The 19,385-nt window shown below is 64.1% G+C and carries 17 protein-coding genes; 4 read left to right on the top strand and 13 right to left on the bottom strand.

Translation table 11 applies throughout. The features are described from left to right. Window positions 1–132: 132 nt before the first annotated feature. The 6 genes from B6V72_RS02785 to B6V72_RS02760 all read right to left on the bottom strand — a co-directional run bounded on the left by B6V72_RS02785 (window position 133) and on the right by B6V72_RS02760 (window position 5,498). Complete coding sequence (locus B6V72_RS02785; RefSeq protein WP_088734558.1) at window positions 133–1,116, bottom strand: alpha/beta hydrolase; 984 nt, start codon at window positions 1,114–1,116, stop codon at window positions 133–135. After that, window positions 1,091–2,011: a homoserine O-succinyltransferase gene (gene metA / locus B6V72_RS02780; protein WP_075776544.1), complete on the bottom strand. Its 921-nt coding sequence runs from the start codon at window positions 2,009–2,011 to the stop codon at window positions 1,091–1,093. The genes B6V72_RS02785 and metA overlap by 26 nt, the downstream gene beginning before the upstream one ends. A gap of 54 nt (window positions 2,012–2,065) precedes the next feature. After that, window positions 2,066–2,920: an ATPase gene (locus B6V72_RS02775; RefSeq protein ID WP_075776543.1), complete on the bottom strand. Its 855-nt coding sequence runs from the start codon at window positions 2,918–2,920 to the stop codon at window positions 2,066–2,068. A gap of 50 nt (window positions 2,921–2,970) precedes the next feature. Then, window positions 2,971–3,876 carry a DMT family transporter gene (locus tag B6V72_RS02770; RefSeq protein WP_088734556.1) on the bottom strand — a complete coding sequence of 302 codons (906 nt, stop codon included), beginning with the start codon at window positions 3,874–3,876 and terminating at the stop codon, window positions 2,971–2,973. Between the two features lie 118 nt (window positions 3,877–3,994). Beyond that, window positions 3,995–5,092, bottom strand: a complete 1,098-nt coding sequence (locus B6V72_RS02765) for a hypothetical protein (protein ID WP_088734554.1) — start codon at window positions 5,090–5,092, stop codon at window positions 3,995–3,997. A 199-nt stretch (window positions 5,093–5,291) separates the two neighbouring features. Further along, the gene (locus tag B6V72_RS02760) at window positions 5,292–5,498 is read right to left on the bottom strand and encodes a hypothetical protein (RefSeq protein ID WP_088734552.1); all 207 of its coding nucleotides are present in this window, start codon (window positions 5,496–5,498) and stop codon (window positions 5,292–5,294) included. A 73-nt stretch (window positions 5,499–5,571) separates the two neighbouring features. Here B6V72_RS02760 and B6V72_RS02755 point away from each other — a divergent pair, with 73 nt between their 5' ends. Continuing rightward, on the top strand, window positions 5,572–6,465 hold the full coding sequence (locus tag B6V72_RS02755; RefSeq protein ID WP_168172997.1) for a GNAT family N-acetyltransferase: 894 nt from the start codon (window positions 5,572–5,574) through the stop codon (window positions 6,463–6,465). 39 nt (window positions 6,466–6,504) lie between these two features. Here the strand turns inward: B6V72_RS02755 and speB are convergent, their stop codons facing one another. Beyond that, entirely contained in the window at window positions 6,505–7,494 is a 990-nt protein-coding gene (gene speB / locus B6V72_RS02750) for an agmatinase (RefSeq protein ID WP_088734548.1), read from the bottom strand. Window positions 7,495–7,601: 107 nt separating this feature from the next. Between speB and B6V72_RS02745 the strand changes: the two genes are divergently transcribed. Both B6V72_RS02745 and guaB read left to right on the top strand, forming a co-directional pair. Next, the gene (locus B6V72_RS02745) at window positions 7,602–8,564 is read left to right on the top strand and encodes a tellurium resistance protein (protein WP_088734546.1); all 963 of its coding nucleotides are present in this window, start codon (window positions 7,602–7,604) and stop codon (window positions 8,562–8,564) included. Between the two features lie 298 nt (window positions 8,565–8,862). Next, window positions 8,863–10,311, top strand: a complete 1,449-nt coding sequence (guaB, locus tag B6V72_RS02740; RefSeq protein ID WP_075776536.1) for an IMP dehydrogenase — start codon at window positions 8,863–8,865, stop codon at window positions 10,309–10,311. A 568-nt stretch (window positions 10,312–10,879) separates the two neighbouring features. Here guaB and B6V72_RS02735 read toward each other — a convergent pair. After that, window positions 10,880–11,086, bottom strand: a complete 207-nt coding sequence (locus B6V72_RS02735; protein WP_075776535.1) for a DUF1127 domain-containing protein — start codon at window positions 11,084–11,086, stop codon at window positions 10,880–10,882. A gap of 386 nt (window positions 11,087–11,472) precedes the next feature. Between B6V72_RS02735 and B6V72_RS02730 the strand changes: the two genes are divergently transcribed. Then, on the top strand, window positions 11,473–12,888 hold the full coding sequence (locus B6V72_RS02730) for a hypothetical protein (protein WP_146696155.1): 1,416 nt from the start codon (window positions 11,473–11,475) through the stop codon (window positions 12,886–12,888). A 735-nt stretch (window positions 12,889–13,623) separates the two neighbouring features. Here the strand turns inward: B6V72_RS02730 and B6V72_RS02725 are convergent. The 5 genes from B6V72_RS02725 to B6V72_RS02705 are packed head-to-tail and all read right to left on the bottom strand — an operon-like array spanning window position 13,624 to window position 19,330. Beyond that, on the bottom strand, window positions 13,624–14,517 hold the full coding sequence (locus B6V72_RS02725; protein WP_240497672.1) for a 2-oxo acid dehydrogenase subunit E2: 894 nt from the start codon (window positions 14,515–14,517) through the stop codon (window positions 13,624–13,626). 10 nt (window positions 14,518–14,527) lie between these two features. After that, entirely contained in the window at window positions 14,528–15,958 is a 1,431-nt protein-coding gene (locus B6V72_RS02720; protein ID WP_088718688.1) for an NAD-dependent succinate-semialdehyde dehydrogenase, read from the bottom strand. Between the two features lie 19 nt (window positions 15,959–15,977). Continuing rightward, a complete protein-coding gene (locus B6V72_RS02715; RefSeq protein ID WP_088734540.1) occupies window positions 15,978–17,336 on the bottom strand; it encodes a biotin/lipoyl-containing protein in 1,359 nt (452 codons plus the stop codon). Next, complete coding sequence (locus B6V72_RS02710) at window positions 17,326–18,321, bottom strand: alpha-ketoacid dehydrogenase subunit beta (RefSeq protein ID WP_075776530.1); 996 nt, start codon at window positions 18,319–18,321, stop codon at window positions 17,326–17,328. Before B6V72_RS02710 ends, B6V72_RS02715 begins: the two co-directional genes overlap by 11 nt. A 10-nt stretch (window positions 18,322–18,331) precedes the next feature. Beyond that, window positions 18,332–19,330 (bottom strand): thiamine pyrophosphate-dependent dehydrogenase E1 component subunit alpha, encoded by a 999-nt coding sequence (locus B6V72_RS02705; RefSeq protein ID WP_088734538.1) that lies wholly within the window; start codon window positions 19,328–19,330, stop codon window positions 18,332–18,334. Window positions 19,331–19,385: the final 55 nt, after the last annotated feature.

The raw sequence follows: 19,385 nt of genomic DNA, 5'->3' as shown, positions 1-19,385 counted from the left end.
CAGTATGCTGCGCGGGCCGGGACGCTGCAAGCGGTGCCGCACAGCGGCGGGCAGGCGATACCGGGCGTGTGACGTGCGCGCAAAACCGCAGGAGTGACCGCTTTTCACGCGACTGCAGTGCTTGAGTGTCGGTTACTCCGCCGCCGCCTTCATCGGGATATCATAGCCAGCGCGCGTCGCGACACGGTCCGCCGCGGCGACGGTCTGGAGCAACGCGACATGCGGGACCATGTGTCCGATTCCGTCGAGCGAGATCAGTTCCGCCCCCGGCACCTCCTTCGTGAAGGGCACCGCGTGGATTTTCTCGCCCACGATGGTGTCGGCCGTGCCATGCAAAGAGACGACCGGGAGGTCGAGATCGGGATAATGGGGGATCATCTGCTGAATTTCGGGCTTCAGCTCGGCACGCTGGCGCGCATTCACCCGCATCGTTTCGACCCGCAGCGTCATGCCGGGGCCGAACCAGCGCATGTAGCCGATCGGCATCTCCTGCGGCGCGAAGACTCCTTCCACCTCGGAGCGAATGATCGCGGGTGGCGTCCAGGCCGAAATCAACGGGACAGCGATCGCCTGACCCAGTGGCGGCGACGTGATCTGATAGAGAAGCGGCAGCCCGGTGTCCCAGCTATGCGAGGGAGCGGAGACTGGCACCAGACCCGAGAGCGTGCCGGGCAGATATACCGCCCAGGCAATTGCGACAGCCCCGCCATAGGAATGGCCGAGCACGATCGGTTCCTCCGCGCCCGCCATCTTCGTCGCCTTCTGCAGCAGCTTGGCCTGGTCCTCGATCGTGTCGTGCCCCTCCGGCAGCGGATCGGAATAGCCGAACCCCGGACGGTCGGGCACGAAGACGCGATAGCGTTTCGCTAGTTCCGGTGCGAGATCGAAGGTCAGATCGCGGGCCGAGCCCGAGGCGCCGTGGATCAACACGACCGCCGGGCCGTGATCGCCCTTGATGACCATATGCACACGCTGGTTCCCAACGTCCACGAATATGCCGTTGGGCGGATAGCGCTGCTCCGCCATCCGGCCGCGCCAGCTCTCGAGTCCCCAGGTCGCGCCGCCCAGAATGAGCAGCACGAGGACGAGGCTAGTTACCAATCTCGGCCAGATCATACGGAGTTTCCTGATAAATCTCGTTAATCCAGTTGCCGTAAAGCAGGTGGGCGTGGCTCTTCCACCGGTTCGTCGGCACCCGGCTCGGGTCGTTCTCAGGATAGTAATTCGCGGGGACGTTGATCGGTTTCCCCGCCGCGACGTCACGATCGTATTCTTCTTTCAGCGTGCCGCTGTCATATTCCAGATGGTTGAAGATGTAGAGCGCCCGATGAGCGCGATCTTCGACCAGACAGGGCCCGGTTTCATCGGAATGGATCAGCGTGATCATGCCCGCCGCTTCCAACTCGTCACGCCGCATCTCGGTCCAGCGGCTCACCGGGATCAGCAGATCGTCCGAGAAGCCGCGCAGGTAAGGCGAGGCGGGCGCGCAATTGCGATGCCGGAAGCAGCCGAAGGCCTTGTGATCGAGCATGTGCTTGTTCACGCCGTGGAAGTAGTGGGCCATCGCCATGCCGCCCCAGCAGACGCCGAAGGTCGAAAAGACATGGGTCTGAGTCCAGTCGAAAATCCGCTTGAGCTCTTCCCAGTAAGTCACCTCCTCGAAAGGCAAATGTTCGATCGGAGCACCGGTGATGATCAGCCCGTCGAACTTCTCGCCGGTGGCCTCGACCTCTTCGAAGGGACGGTAGAACTCTTCCATATGCTCGGCGGCGGTGTTCTTCGTCTGATGCTCGCTCATGCGGATCAGCTGAAAGTCGATCTGCAGCGGCGTCGCTCCGATCAGGCGTGCGAACTGGTTCTCGGTCTGGATCTTCTTCGGCATGAGATTGAGAAGGCCGATCCGGATGGGTCGGATTTCCTGCCGCGATGCGCGCTCGGGCGACATCACCATCACGCCTTCCCGCGACAGGATGTCGAAGGCGGGGAGGTTTTCAGGCAGCTTGATCGGCATTGTTTCTCAGTCTCTTGCAGGGTGAAGTTAAAGTAATGCGTGAAGTGTCGCGGCTCACGCGGGCAGCGCGTCGGCGATCAGCGATGTAAAGCCTTTTGCGTCGCGGACAAGGTAGAGGTCTTCGGCACGGATCGTCACGCCCCAGTTTCTCGCCATCGCCGCATAGCGCGGCTGACGATGGGCCAGCGCTTGCGCATAGGTCCAGCGCACGAAGTCGTCGGGGTCCACCTCCGTTTCGGCCACACCTTTCAGATCGCGATACTCGTCCCATTTCGCGGCCAGAAACGCGGGCTGATAATACATCGGCTTCGGCGCGCGCGAGAAGCGTTTGATCAGCTCCTCGGTATGGGCTTCGGAGCCCTCGATCCAGACCATCAGCAGGTTCTGCGACAGCGAGGTCAGGATCGGATCCTCGGGGTCGTCGGGGTCCACCACTTCGCAGATCGAGCCGCCGGAATCGCACAGGAAATTCTCGATCCCGTAAATCTGCTTTGCGCGGTCGATGAAATGCGCGGTGTCGAGAAGCGCGTCCATCTCGGCCTTGCGGTGCTGGCGCTGGCGTTCGAGGTATTCCTCGAAGGGCAGTCCGCCCTTGGTCGGATCGCCCGGCTTGCCGAGATAGGTCGACAGCGGCGCGAGGTTCTCAAACGTGATGTTCGACGCGATATAGACCGAGTCCGACAGCAGAAGCTCCGCCAGGAACGGGTTCTTCATCGCCTCGCGCTTGAAGTTGTCGGCGATATATTCGCCCATGTAGCGCGTGCCGATCCGGTAATCGACGGAGTAGTGGAACCAGCCCTCGTCGCGCAGCAGGTTCGCAGCCCAGGTCTTGCCGAGGCCGGACATGCCGAACAGGGCAACCTTCCTCGATTTGGCGGCCAGCCACTCGGCGCGATTGGAATAGATCATCGTGTCCCCATAGGTCTTTCGCCCCGGTGTAGCCCGGCAAGGCGCGCACGTCACGGGGTTTTGGGGCGGCGGTTGAGGATCATCAGGCCAAGCGCGAGGATCGCGAAGCCCAAGGCCTCCGCCCAGCCCAGACGCTCGCCATAGACTGCCCAGCCTGCGAGGATCGCGACCGGCGGGATCAAGAGCGTGACGAGGGCGAGATTGGCTGCCCCCGCCAGCGCGAGAATGCGGTAATAGAGCAGGTAGGCCAGCGCCGAGCAGCCGACACCCAGCCAGAGCATCGCGATCCAGACCGAGGGCGCGTAGTCGAAGCTCGGCACGCCTTCGGTGAGAAGCAGGATCGGCAGCGTCCAGATCGCACCGCCGGTGAGCATCCCGGCTGCTGCAACTTCGGGCCGTAAGCCTCTGATTGCAAAGCGCGCATAGGCGCCCGCGAAACCATAGCTCAGCGCCGCTCCCAGCACGGCGAGCTGGCCCGCCGAGGTCAGATCGAACCCCTTCAGCGCATCCGGCCCGATCGCCACCACGACGCCCGCGAAGCCCACCGCGATTCCAGTGGCCTTGCGCGCGCTCAACCGCTCGTCGGTGAAGACCACCGCCGCGACCAGCGCCCCGAAGATCGCGGTCGAGGCGTTCAGGATCGAGGCCAACCCGCTATCGATATGCTTCTGCCCCCAGACGATGAGCGAGAAGGGAATGGCGTTGTTCAGCAGCCCCATGATCAGGAAATGCCCGAGATAGATCGGGTGCCGCGGCACCGGCAGGCGGCGTAGCGCGACATAGGCCCAGATCAGCACCGCGCCCGAGGCGACCCGCAGGAAGACCACGGTAAAGACTCCCGCACCTTCCAGCGCCGCGCGGTTCGACAGGAAGGACGAGCCCCAGATCAGCGCGAGCGCCGCGAGCAGCGCCCAGGCGAGTGGGGTGAGGGATAAAGGGGCGGGTGCGTGTTTCATCGCTTCGATCTAGCGGGCGGCAGCGACGCGCACCACCCGGAACTTGCGGCAATGTCGATATTCCAAGAAAAAGCCCCGCACGAGACGGGGCTTTTCGAGAATTATCAGTACCTTGCGATCAGAAGTTGATCCCGACGCGGAGGCCAGCGCCCCATCCGTCATTGCCGGAGAAGTCGGTGGTGTAAGGGTCGATTTCCGTTTTGGCGTTGCCAATATCGACATAGCGCACGCCGCCGGTAATCTTGATGTTGCTGGTCGCCTGGTAGCTTGCCGCCAGCGAGACAGATTTGAAGCCATCGGTCGGACCGAGGTTGCCCACGATGCCTCCTTGGTGCTTCTCATAGCCGAACATGATCGCGCCCGACCATTGGTCGTTGAAGCGCCGACCCACGCCGAGATTATAGGTGATCGTGTTGTTCGCATAGTCCACGAGCGAGTCACCCTTGGTCGCGATCTGGTAGCCGAGCGGGGTGATGTCGAATTGCTTCCAATGCACCCAGCGCACGGAACCCATCAGTAGCGTGTCCTTCATGATTCCGGTCTGAAATTCGAGGTTCACCGATTCCGGAACCGTCGTCGTGAAGGGGGCGCTCGGCGCGCCGTTTTCGGTCACGTCGAACGTGTGGTCGATTTTCGAGTTGTAGGTTAGCGCCACACGAGCGGCGATCTCGGGCTTTTCCCAAGCCGCGCCTACGACGTAGCCGAAATCGGTCTCTTCCGACGTGGACATCGTGTAGCCTTGGGCCGGCAAGTTCACGTTACCTTTAACGCTTTCGCTGCGCAGGCCGCCATAAACCGAGACATTGCTCGGCATCTTGTAGCGGACGAGCGCAGTAACTGCGGATGATTTGATCGAGGCTTGTGAGCCGCCAGCCGGGTAGCCTGCGGGAGGGGCAGGCTGCGCGGGATAGTGCACTTTCGCGCCGACGGGCTGGTCAAAAATGACCGCGAGATCCCACTGGTCGTTGAGCTGTTGCTTATATCCAAGGCTCAGCGTGCCATAACCCGGCGCCATGTCGCCGGACTCGGCGCCGACTCCAGGAGCATACGTCACCGTACCCGACACATCCGGGTTGAACGCACCGAAGCTCACTTCGCCGTAGTTTCCCTGTTCGAACAGGATGCCGACCGATTGCGTCGAGCGCTCCACCCCGCCCGCATGGGCCGCGCCTGCGCCAATCGCGAGTGCGGCCATCGAAGTCATCACACGTTTCATAATTGTCCTCTTCCCTAACGTGTCCCGAAGGAGATCCTAACGTCTCGAAGGAATTCCTTTTGGCGACGCTACCACCCGGAAGGGGTAAATCAATCTGGGGATCACGGTGACGTCACGTTCTGTTGCAGCTGTGCAGGGAAAAGCGTGTCTTCGCGGTCACTCCAGGGTGACCTGAACGTCAAGTTCTGAACTGAAGCGTTCAGAAGCCACTGGAAAAGCTGAGAATCGCGAGAAGGCCGAGCCAGAGCGCCGCGCCGAAGATTGCGATGAAAAGCGCGCTCCAGAGAGTCGCGCGTGACGCTGGCAGGTTTCGCGGTTCCTCGGTCTGGCGGGGGCGCAACGATTTGCGCGCGGTTCTGGGTGATTGGCGCAGGTTGCGGAGCGCGTTGGGGAGAATGCGGGGCATGTTCGCCTCAAGGTTGAAACGTTTCGCGTCTCCATTAACCCAGACTTAGGTGAAGCCGGCCTTAATGACAGCGATGAAACCTCTTCGTGTCATGCAGTTTCCCGGCTCCGACGACAGCTGGAACCGTGCGTTGCGCGCGCTTGCGCCGGAACACCCTCCGGCCGTTCAGCAGGCGGCGCTCTATGGAACGATCGCGGCCGCGCGCGGGCGGCGGTGCCTGCGGCTGGAGGCGACATGTCAGGGCAGGCGGGTCGCGCTGGCCCAGATGATCGGGCGCGGCGGTTTGTGGCTTCTGTCGCGCGGGCCGGTCTTTGCGCCGGAGCTCGGTATCTGGATCCGGCGCGCAGTGCTGCGTCGGATCGCGCGCCGTGCCGGGCTGGTGCTGATGACGCCGGAAAACCCGCTGGCCGGGTTCGGGCTGATCCCGCTGATCACCCCGCGCCACCATGCGCATTGGTCCTTGCTCCCCGATGCCCACACGCTGCGCGCAGGCTTGGCGGGAAAATGGCGCAACAGGTTGGCGGCAGCAGAGCGTGCCGGGCTGTGCGTGGAGCCCGAACCCGAGATCGAGTGGCTTCTCGCCTCCGACGCGGCCCAGCAACGCGCCCGCGGTTACCGCGCCTTGCCGCCGAGCTTCACCCTCGCGTGGGCGGATCGCAGCGCCGCCGACCTTCTCGCCTTGCGCGTCGCGACATCGAAAGGCGAGCGGATCGCGGGCGGCATCTTCCTGCTTCACGGCGAAGGTGCCAGCTATCACATCGGATGGACCGGGCCGGAAGGGCGCGTGTCCGGCGCGCATAACCTGATGCTCTGGCAGGCCGCGCTGCGGCTGAAGGCGCGCGGAATCCGACAGCTCGATCTCGGTGCGGTGGATAGCGAGGACGGGGCAGGGCGGATGCACTTCAAACTGGGCACCGGCGCCAAGCCGCACAGTCTCGGGGCGACTATGTGGGTGTTGCCGCGCTAACCCCTTCCTCTTGATCCAAATATCCCCGCCGGAGGCTCCTCAGCCCGCCGCAGACGCGCCGCTGGACTGTCGCGCGTGGAAGATGAAGCCGAGGAAATTCAGCAGCACCTGCGCTGCGAGGATCGGGGTCGAGCCGCTGGGGTCGTAATCGGGGGCGACCTCGACCAGATCGATGCCGACAACTTCGTGCCGCTTTGCCACGCCCTGCAGGATCTCCAGCACCTCGTAATAGAGAAACCCGCCATGGCTCGGCGTCCCGGTGCCGGGCGCGATCGAGGGGTCGAACCCGTCGATATCGATCGTGACATAGATCCGTGCGCCTTCCGGGATGCGGGCCAGCACGCCCTGGGACCCCAGCTTGCGCACCTGCCGCACGCTCAGGAAGTCGTCGCCCATTGCGCGGGCGGCGTCATACCCGTCTTTCGCGGTGGAAGAGACGTTGCGAATGCCAAGCGCGGTGATGCCCGAGACATAGTCCTTCTCGGCGGCGCGGCGCATCGGATTGCCGTGGCCTTCGGTGACGCCGTGACGCTCGTCCACGAAATCGAGATGGGCGTCGATTTGCAGGATATGGATCGGTCCCTTCTCGGCGCAATCGGACTCGAAGGCGCGGATGCAGGGAATATTGATCGAGTGATCGCCGCCGATCACCACCGGCAGCGCGCCCGCCTTCAGCATCGCACGCACGCCGGCCTCGATATTCGCATGGCTCTTCACCGTGTCGGTATGGACGATGTCGGCATCGCCGATATCGACGATCGTGACCTCCGGCCCGAGATAGGTCGCGTCATCCTCGTGGTCGTAGGCGCCCGCGTGTCCGAAGGAGAACAGCGTCGAGGCCTCGCGCACCGCCCGCGGCCCGAACCGCGCGCCGGGGCGGAACTGCGTGCCGAAATCGAAGGGCGCGCCCATCACCGCCACATCCGCCTCGATCGCATCCCAATCGGCCACGTATGCGCGCTTGCCGAAAGTCGAAATCCCCACGAAAGGCAGGTTCAGCCGCCCCGCCTCATACCCATGTTCCGCCATCTTGCCTCCAGACACCCTGTCGCACCCCCGACAGCTTTTCGCCACGCGCGAAATATTGCAAGCTTCTGCGCGACCGAAATGATTTGCCGATTGCCCGAGGAGAGCGCATGTCCTTCGCCCCGCCCAAGATGACGCCCAAGGGCCTGTTTCGCCGTACGCCGCCCGCGATGTTCCCGCCCGTGCTGGGGCTGATGGGCCTCGGGATCGCGTGGCGGCGCGGTGTGGGGCAATTCGCGCTGCCGCCCGATCTGGCGGAGCTGTTTCTGGGCGCGGTGACCTTGCTCGCGCTGTTCACGCTGGTTGCCTATGGCGCGAAGATCGTGCGGCGTCCGGGCGTGGTGTTCGAGGATCTGCGCGTGCTGCCCGGGCGTGCGGGGCTCGCGGCGGGAACGCTGACGATCTATCTGATCGCGGCCTCGCTTGCGCCCTATGGCGGGCTGGCAGCGATCGTCTTCTGGCTGGGCGTCGTCGTGCATCTGGGGCTGATCCCGGCGGTGATCTACACGCTCGCGACCGGCCCGGCCGAGCAGCGCCGCGTCAATCCCACGCGGCAGCTGACCTTCTCGGGCTGGATCGTCGGCGCGGTGGCGGCCGTGATCCTCGGGCTCGATAGCGTGGCTCTGGTGATGTTCTGGGTCGCGATGCTGTCGGCCGTCGTGATCTGGATGATCTCGCTGCGACAATTCGCACATGAGCGCGTTCCCGCGCCGCTGCGCCCGCTACTCGCCATTCACCTCGCGCCTGCGGCGCTGCTCGGGACTGTCGCGAGCGGGTTCGGCGCGATGGGCATCGCGCAGGCGATGGCGATCCTGTCTGCGGGCTATTTGCTGGCACTGGTCGTGTCGGTGCGCTGGCTGCTCGCTGGGGGCTTCTCGCCGCTCTGGGGAGCGTTCACCTTCCCGGTCGCAGCCACGGCGGGGTGCTGGCTCGCGCTTGGCGGCGTCTGGGCGCTGCCCGGCGCGCTGATGCTGACGGCGGCGACGCTGGTCGTAGTACCGATCGCGCTGAAGGTGTTGCAGCTTTGGGCGAAGGGGCAGCTTGCGATGAAGACCAACGCCGCGATTGCGTGAGGCGAAAGGGCGGCCCCGAGCCTCGGGTGGGCGCTTTGCTCCGCACGTGGCCGGCCGCTTTGTCTTGAAGGCCCGGATGTCGAGTGTGCCCGCGACGACATGACCAATGCGCCCAACCGGGGGAGGCTCGGGCGCGGCCCGGGGGCTGGTCGCCCCCGCGCCCAGAGACCGTTGGCGCGGCGCACGCAGGCCGACCTTTCCGCACACCCGCTGCGTACCGCGTCCGCGAGGGGTTGCCTTCGCGTCCATTGCGTGAAACAGCAAACTGCCAAACGCATCTGGACACTGGAGACCCCCCATGCAGATTCGCGAGGCGCTCACCTTCGACGACGTTCTTCTTCTTCCCGCAGCCTCTTCGGTGCTTCCGGCAACCGCAGATGTTTCGACCCAGGTGACGAAGAAAATCCGTCTCAACATCCCGCTTCTGTCCTCCGCGATGGACACCGTCACCGAGGCGCGCATGGCGATCGCGATGGCGCAGGCGGGCGGCGTGGGCGTGATCCACAAGAACCTCACCGTCGCGCAGCAAGCCGACGAGGTCCGCCGCGTCAAGCGTTTCGAGAGCGGCATCGTCTACAACCCGATCACGCTGCGCCCCGATCAGACGCTGGCCGATGCGAAGGCACTGACCGAGCGCTACGGTTTCTCCGGCTTCCCGGTCGTCGATGAAAACCGCCGCGTCGTCGGCATCGTGACCAACCGAGACATGCGCTTCGCCCAGAAGGACGAAACTCCGGTCTCGGTGATGATGACCACCGACAACCTCGCGATCCTGCAGGAGCCGGCGGATCGGTCCGAAGCGATCGCGATGATGCGCGAGCGCCGGATCGAGAAGCTGCTGGTGACCGATGACGAGGGCAAGCTGACCGGCCTGCTGACGCTGCGCGACACCGAGCAGGCTGTCCTCAACCCCACCGCCTGCAAGGACGAGCTGGGCCGCCTGCGCGTGGCCGCCGCGACCTCGGTCGGCGATGCGGGCTTCGAGCGGTCCGAGGCGCTGATCGATGCGGGCTGTGACCTGATCGTCGTCGACACCGCCCACGGCCATAGTCAGGGCGTGATCGACGCGGTGAAGCGCATCAAGCAGGTGTCGAACGATATTCAGGTGATCGCGGGCAACGTGGCGACGGCAGATGCCACCAAGGCGCTGATCGACGTGGGCGCGGATGCAGTGAAATGCGGCATCGGTCCGGGTTCGATCTGCACGACGCGGATGGTCGCGGGCGTGGGCGTGCCGCAGTTGACAGCAATCATGGATTGCGTGAGTGCGGCTGGAGACGTGCCGATCATCGCCGATGGCGGCATCAAGTTCTCGGGCGATTTCGCGAAAGCCATCGCGGCGGGCGCAAGCTGCGCCATGGTCGGCTCGATGATCGCGGGCACCGACGAGAGCCCCGGCGAAGTGATCCTCTATCAGGGCCGCTCGTTCAAATCCTATCGCGGCATGGGCTCGCTCGGTGCAATGGCGCGCGGCTCGGCCGATCGCTACTTCCAGAAGGATGCGGCGAACGACAAGCTCGTGCCGGAAGGCATCGAGGGGCAGGTGCCCTACAAAGGCCCGGCAGGCGCCGTCGTCCACCAGCTCGTGGGCGGTCTGCGCGCAGCGATGGGCTATACCGGCTCCGCGACGGTGGCCGAGATGCGCACGAACTGCAATTTCGTCCGCATCACCGGCGCGGGTCTCAAGGAAAGTCACGTCCACGACGTCGCGATTACCCGGGAGAGTCCGAACTACCGGATCGGGTAAGTATCTGATTACATGTATTAATAGATCCTGCGGGCCGCGCGCGATGCGCGCGGCCTGAAGGTGAACAGGATACGAACTACCCAGAACTGGACAGCGTTTGCTTATGCGAACTGATTCAGTTTCGTTGCAGCTGCATCCGTTCGCTCCGATGCTATCTTTATCGAGGCGCGGTATATTGCTGACGCGTCGCTGTCGAACGGGGTTATGTTGATGCTTCAATGCACTGCCGATGCGCGCAGGTGTCGAGCGCGTCAGATAAACTGGTAGCGATACGGAACGGTCATCATGTCAGAGACAAAGTCTCGGAAAATTGGCCGATCGCCCGATGTTTTAGTGCACATCCAGCGATCAGCTACGCCCAGCAGCCCCGGATGACTAGCTCTTGTCGGCCCATCCCAAACCAGACACTTGCTCCAAGCACAGCAGGCGTCCGCTCGCTTGAATTAACCTCTCATCTAATGACAGCAGTCATGCATTGCGCGGCTGCAACGCAATAAAGGTGTGCTGGAGGGCGACTGCTCGCGCATGACACCCGTGAAGGAAATGCCACCGCCCTCCCGGCACAGGATCAATCGTCGCGGAGCGCGAAGCGTTTGTAGAAGGCGGTATCCGCGTCCTCACGTGATATCCCCATGTCCTCGAGTCGTTCGTCGGTCATGGAGCGCAACTTGTGCGAAGCGCGGTAGTTGGCATTCTGCTCCACAATCCAGTGGAGGGCGTGCATCCAGCCCTTGGGGCGGCGAATTTTGAGGGCAATGTCGCTTAGGGTTTGCATCTCTGGGCTCCTGCTGAAGTGGCAAACTGAAGCCAGATTGCCAGTCTTCCGCAAAACACCCGCAAAAGCCGCCCACCAAAACTCTCCCTCCAGCGTAAAAATCGCGTAAAATCGAATGCGACGACCGTAAGAAGCTTCGAGAACCGCGAGATATTATGGCTACGTCGACGGGACAGCTGCATTTGACACTTATCCTTCACGGAGTGTTCTCTGCCCATTATGGGTCAGGCCTCGAACTCGTGGGCCTGTCGCGAAGGGGGCAAGCGCTGCTTGCCTTCCTGTCACAACAACCGGAAATGCGGGCCGAGCGTGCGCGATTGGCAGACCTTCTCTGGTCGGACCGATCCGAGGGGCAAGCCCGGGCATCGCTCCGACAGGAGTTGTCGGTGTTGCGTCGCGTTTTGCCCGAAGGGGTTCTTGACGCGAACCGACAACTCGTCTGGCTGGACCCGACCGCAGTGGTCGCCGACAAGTCCGGCTCGGGCGTATTTCTCGAAGGGTTCGATCTTGCCACGGAAGGTTTCGAAGATTGGCTCCGGGAAATGCGGCAAGCCGAGCGCCCTGGCTCAGCCACTCCTGTAGCTACAGCCGCCCCTCATAGAGCAAGGCGGCTTCCCAGCCTTGCAGTGCTCCCCTTCGAAGAGATCGGAGTGGCTGCAACAGACATGTTTGCCGACGGGGTGGTCGAGGAAATTACTGGTGCGCTCGGCCGGGTGCATGAGTTCCACGTCATCGCCCGCCAATCTGCAATCGCGATTATCGGCGAGCATCTGGATGTGCCTCAAGTCGCCGAAAGACTCGGGGTTGATTACGTTGTTGAGGGGACCGTCAGGCGCGCCGACGACAGAGTGCGGATCTCAGTTCAACTCGTAGAGGGGCGCGACGGTCGCACAATCTGGACTGAACGCTTCGACGACCGGCTCGACGACCTATTCGCCTTGCAGGATAGGGTCGCAGGCCAAGTCGCGGGGCAGATTTTACCCAGTCTGCGCAATGCCGAGATCGCACGCGCAAGAACCACTCCGCCGGAAAGCCGGAATGCTTACGAATTGTTTTTGACCGGCCTGCCGCACATGTGGGCCCATCAACGCAAAAGCAACGCACGAGCGATTGACCTGTTCGATAGAGCGCTTTCGATCGCTCCGGACTATGGACCTGCTCTGGCGCATAAGGCATGGGCGCTTGCGCAACAGTGCTCCTACATATGGTCAGACAATCCTTTGGCGGATAAGGCAGAGGCGCTGCGGTTGGCGCAGCAGGCTGCCCAATTCGTCGGTGAACATGCGCCTTCGATGGTGGCTGTCGGCGCAGCAGTTGACCTCGTTTCAACGGATCACGATTTCAGCAGAACTTTTATTGATCGCGCGCTTGCGATCGACCCAAATTGTGCTTGGGGCTGGATGCGCCGCGGCTGGAACCGTCATTATCTTGGAGAAACCGAAGAGGCGCGCTTGAGCTTTGATCGTGCGGAAGCCCTTAGTCCACTCGACCCTTTCCTGTTCAACATAGAGTTTGGCCGCGGTGTCACATATCTCCATGAAGATCGCTTTGAGGAGTGCCTCAAACACTTCAAGCGAGGAATGGCCCTCTCTCCTGGCGTCGAATGGGCCTACCGTTTCATAGCGTCTCTGAATATTCGGCTTGGACGGCAGGCGGATGCCGAAGAAGCCTATCGAAAGCTGCTTGCAGCGTATCCTGGGTTGACCGTTCGCAAACTGAGCGACTCGCTTCCACCATCAGCCGTAGAGAACCGGCAGGAGTTCTACGACGCAATGCGTCGGGCAGGTTTGCCAGAAGAATAGCTTCGTCACTCAAATACCCGATGACGCATGCATTGAATGCCATCTGACCATGAAGTCCAATTTGTTTTGGCCGATATAGTGAAAGTCCAGTGCCTGCCCGTTGGGGCCGTTCGTGGATATCGCAAGGAAATTCCGTTTCCCGCCCGGCATCCCCCGAGCCCGCCGCAACGCGCTCTAACCATACATTTGAACCGAACGCAGCGAACTTCTGGAATCCGCCCTTCTGGCAGTATGTCGGAAGCTAATCATCTCTGAGCAGAAAGTTTGGCATAGGGTTGAGAGCTCGATTTTTTTGCACAGGCCGATGTCGACCCATCTCCATTCCGGTTTCCACAAATGCCGGAGACAACAAATGGAAAATCGTCACTCGAAACATGCCTCGACGGATCAGTGCAGGGGATTGCTCGCCGTAACCCCCCAGAACCTGGGAGGCAGAACACATGGCGTGTGAAAAACATCAATCGATCGGTGCTGAGCCTCAGGAAGGCCCGCTGCCCCGCTACTGTGAGACCGACGAACTCGCAGTTCGGTTTCGCCGCCATACCCGCACGATCCCAGATCGGATTCAAAAGGGATGCCCGGTGAACGGACGTCGCTTGAAGCTACCGGCCACGCGTCTCTTTGGACGCTGTGCCTTTACCCGGCAATCGTAATCGGCGGGCTGTCTCCGGCGGGGGCGGCAGATCGCCACGTCGACCACGGCGAGGGCGCGATGCTTCGCGCCCCGTTCCGCCGTCAGATCAGCATCCGGCGCGGATCCGCCATCAGTGTTGCATAGCGCGACAGGAAGCGCGCGGCATCGGCGCCGTTGATGACCCGGTGATCGTAGCTCAGATCGAGCGGGCAAAGCGGCACCGGCACCCATTCGCCTTCCCAGACCGGTGTGATCTGGCTGCGGGTGATGCCGAGGATCGCGACTTCCGGAGGGTTCACGATCGGGGTGAAGGCGCTGCCGCCGATCCCGCCGAGATTGGAGATCGTCATCGAGGCGCCGCCCATTTCCTCGGGGCGCAGTTTCCGGCCCTGCGCCTTGCGCGACAGTTCGGTGATTTCCGCCGCGATTTCCCAAAGCCCCTTGCGGTCGGCGTCGCGGATCACCGGAACCATCAGGCCGTTCGGCGTGTCGACCGCGATGCCCACATGGACGTAATCCTTGAGCACCAGCGTCTCGCCGCTTGCGTCGAGCGAGGCGTTGAACCGGGGGAATTCGCGCAGACAGCGCGCCAGAACCCGCACATGGAAGGCGAGCGCCGTCAGGCGGGTGCCACGGTCCCGCGCCTCGTCGCGAAGGCCTTTTCGGAAGGCTTCGACCGCGCGCATGTCAGCGCTGTCGTGATGCGTGACCTGCGGGATCAGCGAATTCGCTGCGGACAGGTTGTCGGCGGCGACCCGGGCGATCCGTGAGAGTGGGTCTTCGGTCACCGGCCCGAAGGCCGCATGATCGACATCCCAGTAGCGCGCGGCATCCGGGGCGGGGCCGGGTGCGACACCGGAGCCCGCCCCGTCGGCCTTGCGATCCACATCTTCGCGCGCGAGCGTCTCGCGCCCGGTCTCCTGCGCGAGGCGGTCGAGATCCACCCCGCGTTCGGCGGCGTAGCTGCGCACCGAAGGGCTTGCGACATAGCTCATGACATCCTCCTCACCAGCTGGCCGAGATGTATTGCGTTTCCATGAATTCGAGCATCCCTTCATGCCCGCCTTCGCGGCCGAGACCCGATTGCTTGGAGCCGCCGAAGGGCGCTGCAGGATCGCTGACGAGGCCGCGATTGAGCCCGACCATCCCGTAATCGAGCCGTTCGCAGACCCGCATCCCGCGCGCCATGTCCTGCGTGAAGACATAGCCCACGAGCCCGTATTCGGTGTCGTTGGCGCGCGCGATCACGTCTTCTTCGTCGGTGAAGGTCTGGATCGCGGCGACCGGGCCGAAGATTTCGTCATGCACGCATGCGGCATCCTGCGGCACCTTCGTCAGAACGGTCGGCGGGTAGAAATAGCCCGGCCCGTTCGGGACCTTGCCGCCGAGTTTCAGTTCCGCACCACGCTCCAGCGCGTCGGTCACGAAGCTCGCCACCTTGTCGCGGGTCTTGGCGTTGACCAGCGGGCCGACATCGACGTCCTTCTCGACGCCGTTGCCCACCTTCAGCGCGCCCATCGCCGCTGTCATCTTCGCGGTGAATTCCTCGGCCACCGCCTCGTGGACATAGAACCGGTTCGCTGCGGTGCAGGCTTCGCCGAGATTGCGCATCTTGGCCAACATCGCACCTTCGACAGCGACGTCGATATCGGCATCCTCGAAGACGATCAGCGGCGCGTTGCCGCCCAGCTCCATCGCCGGTTTCAGCACCTGATCGGCGGCCGAGCGCAGAAGCTTGCGGCCGACCCCGGTGGAGCCAGTGAAGCTCACGACGCGCACCCGCGGATCGTGCAGCATGTGATCGACGATCTCCGCGGAATTCTCCGACGGCAGCACGTTCACGAGACCCTTGGGCACGCCGGCCTCTTCCAGAAGCGGCATCAGCGCGAGCATCGTCAGCGGCGTCTCGGAGGCGGGCTTGATGATCACCGGGCAGCCTGCGGCCAGCGCAGGCGCGATCTTGCGGGTGCCCATCGCGGCGGGGTAGTTCCACGGCGTCACCAGCACCGCGATGCCCGCCGGTTTGTGCTGCACCACGATCCGCGCGCCGGAGGCGGGGGCGCGGGTAATCATCCCGTCGGCGCGCACGGCTTCCTCGGCGAACCAGCGGAAGAACTCGGCGGCGTAGCGGGCTTCGCCCATCGCGTCGGCCCCGGCCTTGCCGTTCTCCAGCGTGATGAGATGCGCGAAGTGATCAAGCCGTTCGGTCATCAACTCGAACGCCTTGCGCAGGATTTCCGAGCGTTCACGGGGCGAGCGCGCCGCCCAGTCCACGAAGGCCTTCTGCGCGGCGTCGAGCGCCGCATCCGCGTCTTCGATCTCGGCGGAGGCGACGGAGGCGAGCACTTCCTCGGTCGCGGGGTTGATGACATCGAAGCGGGCGCCTTTCGCGCCCTGGCGCCACGCGCCGTCGATATAGAGGTCGGTCTGGTCCATGTCGGTCCGGTTCCTTGTATCAGAGGAGATGGCGCAGCGGCTCGGCCAGCCGCGCGGCAAATCCGGTTATCAGGTCGAGCGCCGTCTCGGGCGCGAGCTGGCCGGGATCGGCCTCGAGCGTGAGGGTCAGCGGATCGGAGCCGGTGAGCGTCAGCACTGGCTGCGCCTCTGCGCCGAGCGAGATCCGCTGCAACGCGCTGCCGCGCAGATCGCGGATCAGGAGCGCGGGGGGGGCATCCTCTTCCGACTCGGGGGCTTGCCCCAGCGGGTAACGGCCCGGATCGGCAAAGCAGCGGCTGCGCCCGTGACGCGAAACCGCGACCGGGCCCGAGAACGTCGCACCTGCCGCGAGACCGGCGAGCAGCGCGCCCGGATCGGGGGCCTGACCCGTCTCCGCTTCAATCCAGTCGCAGAATGCGGCGAAGCCTTTCGCCGACACCTCGGCGCTCAGATGCAGCGCTTGAGCGGTCGGAGCCGTCGCTGCCGCCGCTTGCGGTGCGGGCAGGGTGCGCAGCGTCTCGAGATCCGAGACATGGTAGGGTTGCGCGATGCCTGCCTCGGCCAGCCGCGCGAGGTCGAGCCCTTGTTCGCGGGCCAGCCGTTTCGCCTTCGGCGAGGCGAGGATGCGACCGCCGGGCGCGGGGGCTGCCGCGGGTTTCGCAGACGGCCTAGCCGCTGCGGGCTTCGATGTGGTCTCTTTTTCCGGCGTGGCTTTGTTCGCCGGGGCTTCTGCCTTGGCAGCCTTGGGCGCGGCCGGTTTTTGCGCGTGGCTGCGGCGGACCGGGTTCGCGGGCGCCTCCGCCGAAATGATCGCAATCGGCGCGCCGACCGGAACTTCCTCGCCGGGGTCCGCGAGGATCGCGGCAAGGTAGCCCGAGACACCGGCAGGTACTTCGACGGCGCTCTTGTCGGTCTCGACCTCGAAGAGGATGTCGTCGGCACCCACCGCGTCGCCCGGCTCCTTGAGCCAGGTCGTGATCTGACCGGTCTCCTGCGCCATGCCAAGCGCGGGCATGATGACCTCCGCACCCTCGGGGAGCGCGTCGTCGTTCGCGGTCTCGGTATCGGACCCGGAGGCTGGCTCGTCGGCAGGTGCGTCTTGGGCAACCTCTCCGCCAGCTTCGGCCTCCGCGGCTTCCTTCGTCTCGGCGATCACCGCGACCACGGAGCCCACGGGCACGTCATCGCCCGCCTTCGCGCGCAGCCCGCCGAGGTAGCCGTCGGCCTGCGCCTCGACCTCCATCGTGGCCTTGTCGGTTTCGACCTCCATCAGGGGTTCGCCCGCCTTTACGGCATCGCCCGGCGCTTTCAGCCAGGCGACCAGTTGGCCCGATTGCTGGGCCATGCCGAGCGCGGGCATGATGACCTCATGCGGCATCGCTCACCTCCTGCCGGACCAGCCGGCGGGCCGCTTGCGCCACGCCCTCTGCCGTCGGCACGGTCAGATCCTCGAGCGCGGGCGAGAACGGCACCGGCACGTCCATCGCGCCCATCCGCAGCACCGGCGCGTCGAGGTGGTAGAAGGCCTTCTCCGAGATGCGCGCGGCGATCTCGCCGGTGATGCCGTAGCTCTGGTGGCCCTCGTCGATGACGATGGCGCGGCTGGTCTTGCGCACGCTGTCGAGGATTGTCTTCTCGTCGAGCGGCACGATGGTGCGCGGGTCGATCACCTCGGCGGAGATGCCCTCCGCGGCCAGCGTCTCGGCGGCAGCCTGTGCCACCTGCACCATCGACGAGGTGGCGACCAGAGTGATGTCGCTGCCCTCGCGCAGCACGTTGGCCTCGCCGAAGGGAATGTAATACTCCTCCTCGGGCACCGGGGCCTTGTCGTTATACATCAGCTTGTCTTCGAAAATGACGACCGGGCTGTTGTCGCGGATCGCGGTCTTCATCAGCCCCTTGGCCTCGTAGGCCGAAGAGGGCAGGGCGACCTTCAGCCCCGGGATATGGGCCACGAGCGCATGGAGCGACTGGCTGTGCTGCGCCGCCGAGCGCCGGGTCGCGCCGAGATTGGTGCGCAGCACCAAGGGCACGCTCAGCTTGCCGCCCGACATGTAATGGGTCTTGGCCGCCTGGTTGCAGAGCTGATCCATCACCAGAAACAGGAAGTCGCCGAACATCAGATCGACGATGGGTCGCGATCCGGTCATCGCCGCGCCCACCGCGAGGCCCATGAAACCGGGCTCGGAGATGGGGGTGTCGATGATCCGCTCGGTGCCGAATTCCTCGACGAGCCCGGAGAGGACCTTGAAGGGGGTGCCGGCTTCGGCCACGTCCTCGCCGATCAGGAAGATCGTGGGATCGCGGCGCATTTCCTCGGCGATGGCCTCGTTGACGGCCTTGGACAGGGTGATCTCGCGCATGATTTCCTCCTCAGGCGGCGTCGTTGGGGGCGTAGACATGCATGTCGACCTCGCCCGGATCGGGGTAGGCGGCGGCCAGCGCATATTCGACGGCGTCGGCGGCGTCTTTCTTCACCGCTTCGCGGATCTCCTCGAGTTCCGCATCGCTCGCGACGCCCTCGCCGACGAGCCACTTGCCGAAATTGATGATCGGGTCGCGCTGCTCCTTCCAGATCGTCTCTTCGTCCTTGGAGCGGTAGTAGTCGCGGTTGATGTCGCCGACATGGTGACCGTGATAGCGGTAAGTCTTGAGTTCGATGAAGAACGGGCCTTCGCCCTTGCGGGCGCGGGCGACCAGTCGCTGCGCCAGTTCGTTCACCGCCAGCACGTCCTGCCCGTCGACCTCGAAGGCTTCGATCCCGAAAGCCTCGGCGCGCGCGGTCAGCGAACCAGCGGCGATCTCGTCGGTCTTGGTGTATTCGGAATAGCCGTTATTCTCGCAGGCATAGATGACCGGCAGCTTCCAGAGCGCGGCCATGTTCATCACCTCGTACCAAAGACCCTGAGCGGTCGCGCCGTCGCCGAAGAAGCAGACGGTCACGTCGTCGCGCCCGAGCCGCCGGGCCGAGAGCGCGGCCCCAGTGGCGATCCCCATCGAGCCGCCGACGATTGCGTTGGCGCCGAGGTTGCCGTGGCTCTGATCGGCGATATGCATCGAGCCACCCTTGCCGCGGCAATAGCCCTCGGCCTTGCCGAGAAGCTCGCAGAACATCTGCTTGAACTCGGCCCCCTTGGCGACGCAATGGCCGTGGCCCCGGTGCGTCGAGGTGATCTTGTCGTCGTCGGTCAGCGCCTCGCAGATGCCCACCGCGACGGCCTCCTCGCCGGAATACATGTGGGTCAGGCCCGGCATCTTGGCCGAGAGATACAGCTGGTTGGCGTTGTCCTCGAAGCTGCGGATGCGCACCATCTGGCGATACATGCGCAGGTAGTCTTCGGTATTCGTCTTGCGCTTGGTGGCTTTGGCCATGGCGCGCTCCCCCCTTTGGCGTAGGCGTTATGCGTAAGGTCCGGGCCCGCGCGGA

This window comes from Thioclava sp. F34-6, from assembly GCF_002213235.1.
GTDB classification, from domain to species: domain Bacteria; phylum Pseudomonadota; class Alphaproteobacteria; order Rhodobacterales; family Rhodobacteraceae; genus Thioclava; species Thioclava nitratireducens.
The sequence above is the reverse complement of the archived record's forward strand: the minus strand, read 5'-3'. Positions and strand labels throughout refer to the sequence as shown.

What these genes read in the sequence shown, in the direction of transcription:
- B6V72_RS02770 (WP_088734556.1), bottom strand. Translation starts at nt 3,876, where the DNA reads ATGAAACACGCACCCGCCCCTTTATCCCTCACCCCACTCGCCTGGGCG.
- B6V72_RS02710 (WP_075776530.1), bottom strand. Translation starts at nt 18,321, where the DNA reads ATGCGCGAGATCACCCTGTCCAAGGCCGTCAACGAGGCCATCGCCGAG.
- guaB (WP_075776536.1), top strand. Translation starts at nt 8,863, where the DNA reads ATGCAGATTCGCGAGGCGCTCACCTTCGACGACGTTCTTCTTCTTCCC.
- B6V72_RS02735 (WP_075776535.1), bottom strand. Translation starts at nt 11,086, where the DNA reads ATGCAAACCCTAAGCGACATTGCCCTCAAAATTCGCCGCCCCAAGGGC.
- B6V72_RS02715 (WP_088734540.1), bottom strand. Translation starts at nt 17,336, where the DNA reads ATGCCGCATGAGGTCATCATGCCCGCGCTCGGCATGGCCCAGCAATCG.
- B6V72_RS02725 (WP_240497672.1), bottom strand. Translation starts at nt 14,517, where the DNA reads ATGAGCTATGTCGCAAGCCCTTCGGTGCGCAGCTACGCCGCCGAACGC.
- B6V72_RS02785 (WP_088734558.1), bottom strand. Translation starts at nt 1,116, where the DNA reads ATGATCTGGCCGAGATTGGTAACTAGCCTCGTCCTCGTGCTGCTCATT.
- B6V72_RS02775 (WP_075776543.1), bottom strand. Translation starts at nt 2,920, where the DNA reads ATGATCTATTCCAATCGCGCCGAGTGGCTGGCCGCCAAATCGAGGAAG.
- B6V72_RS02765 (WP_088734554.1), bottom strand. Translation starts at nt 5,092, where the DNA reads ATGAAACGTGTGATGACTTCGATGGCCGCACTCGCGATTGGCGCAGGC.
- metA (WP_075776544.1), bottom strand. Translation starts at nt 2,011, where the DNA reads ATGCCGATCAAGCTGCCTGAAAACCTCCCCGCCTTCGACATCCTGTCG.
- B6V72_RS02720 (WP_088718688.1), bottom strand. Translation starts at nt 15,958, where the DNA reads ATGGACCAGACCGACCTCTATATCGACGGCGCGTGGCGCCAGGGCGCG.
- B6V72_RS02745 (WP_088734546.1), top strand. Translation starts at nt 7,602, where the DNA reads ATGTCCTTCGCCCCGCCCAAGATGACGCCCAAGGGCCTGTTTCGCCGT.
- B6V72_RS02705 (WP_088734538.1), bottom strand. Translation starts at nt 19,330, where the DNA reads ATGGCCAAAGCCACCAAGCGCAAGACGAATACCGAAGACTACCTGCGC.
- speB (WP_088734548.1), bottom strand. Translation starts at nt 7,494, where the DNA reads ATGGCGGAACATGGGTATGAGGCGGGGCGGCTGAACCTGCCTTTCGTG.
- B6V72_RS02755 (WP_168172997.1), top strand. Translation starts at nt 5,572, where the DNA reads ATGAAACCTCTTCGTGTCATGCAGTTTCCCGGCTCCGACGACAGCTGG.
- B6V72_RS02760 (WP_088734552.1), bottom strand. Translation starts at nt 5,498, where the DNA reads ATGCCCCGCATTCTCCCCAACGCGCTCCGCAACCTGCGCCAATCACCC.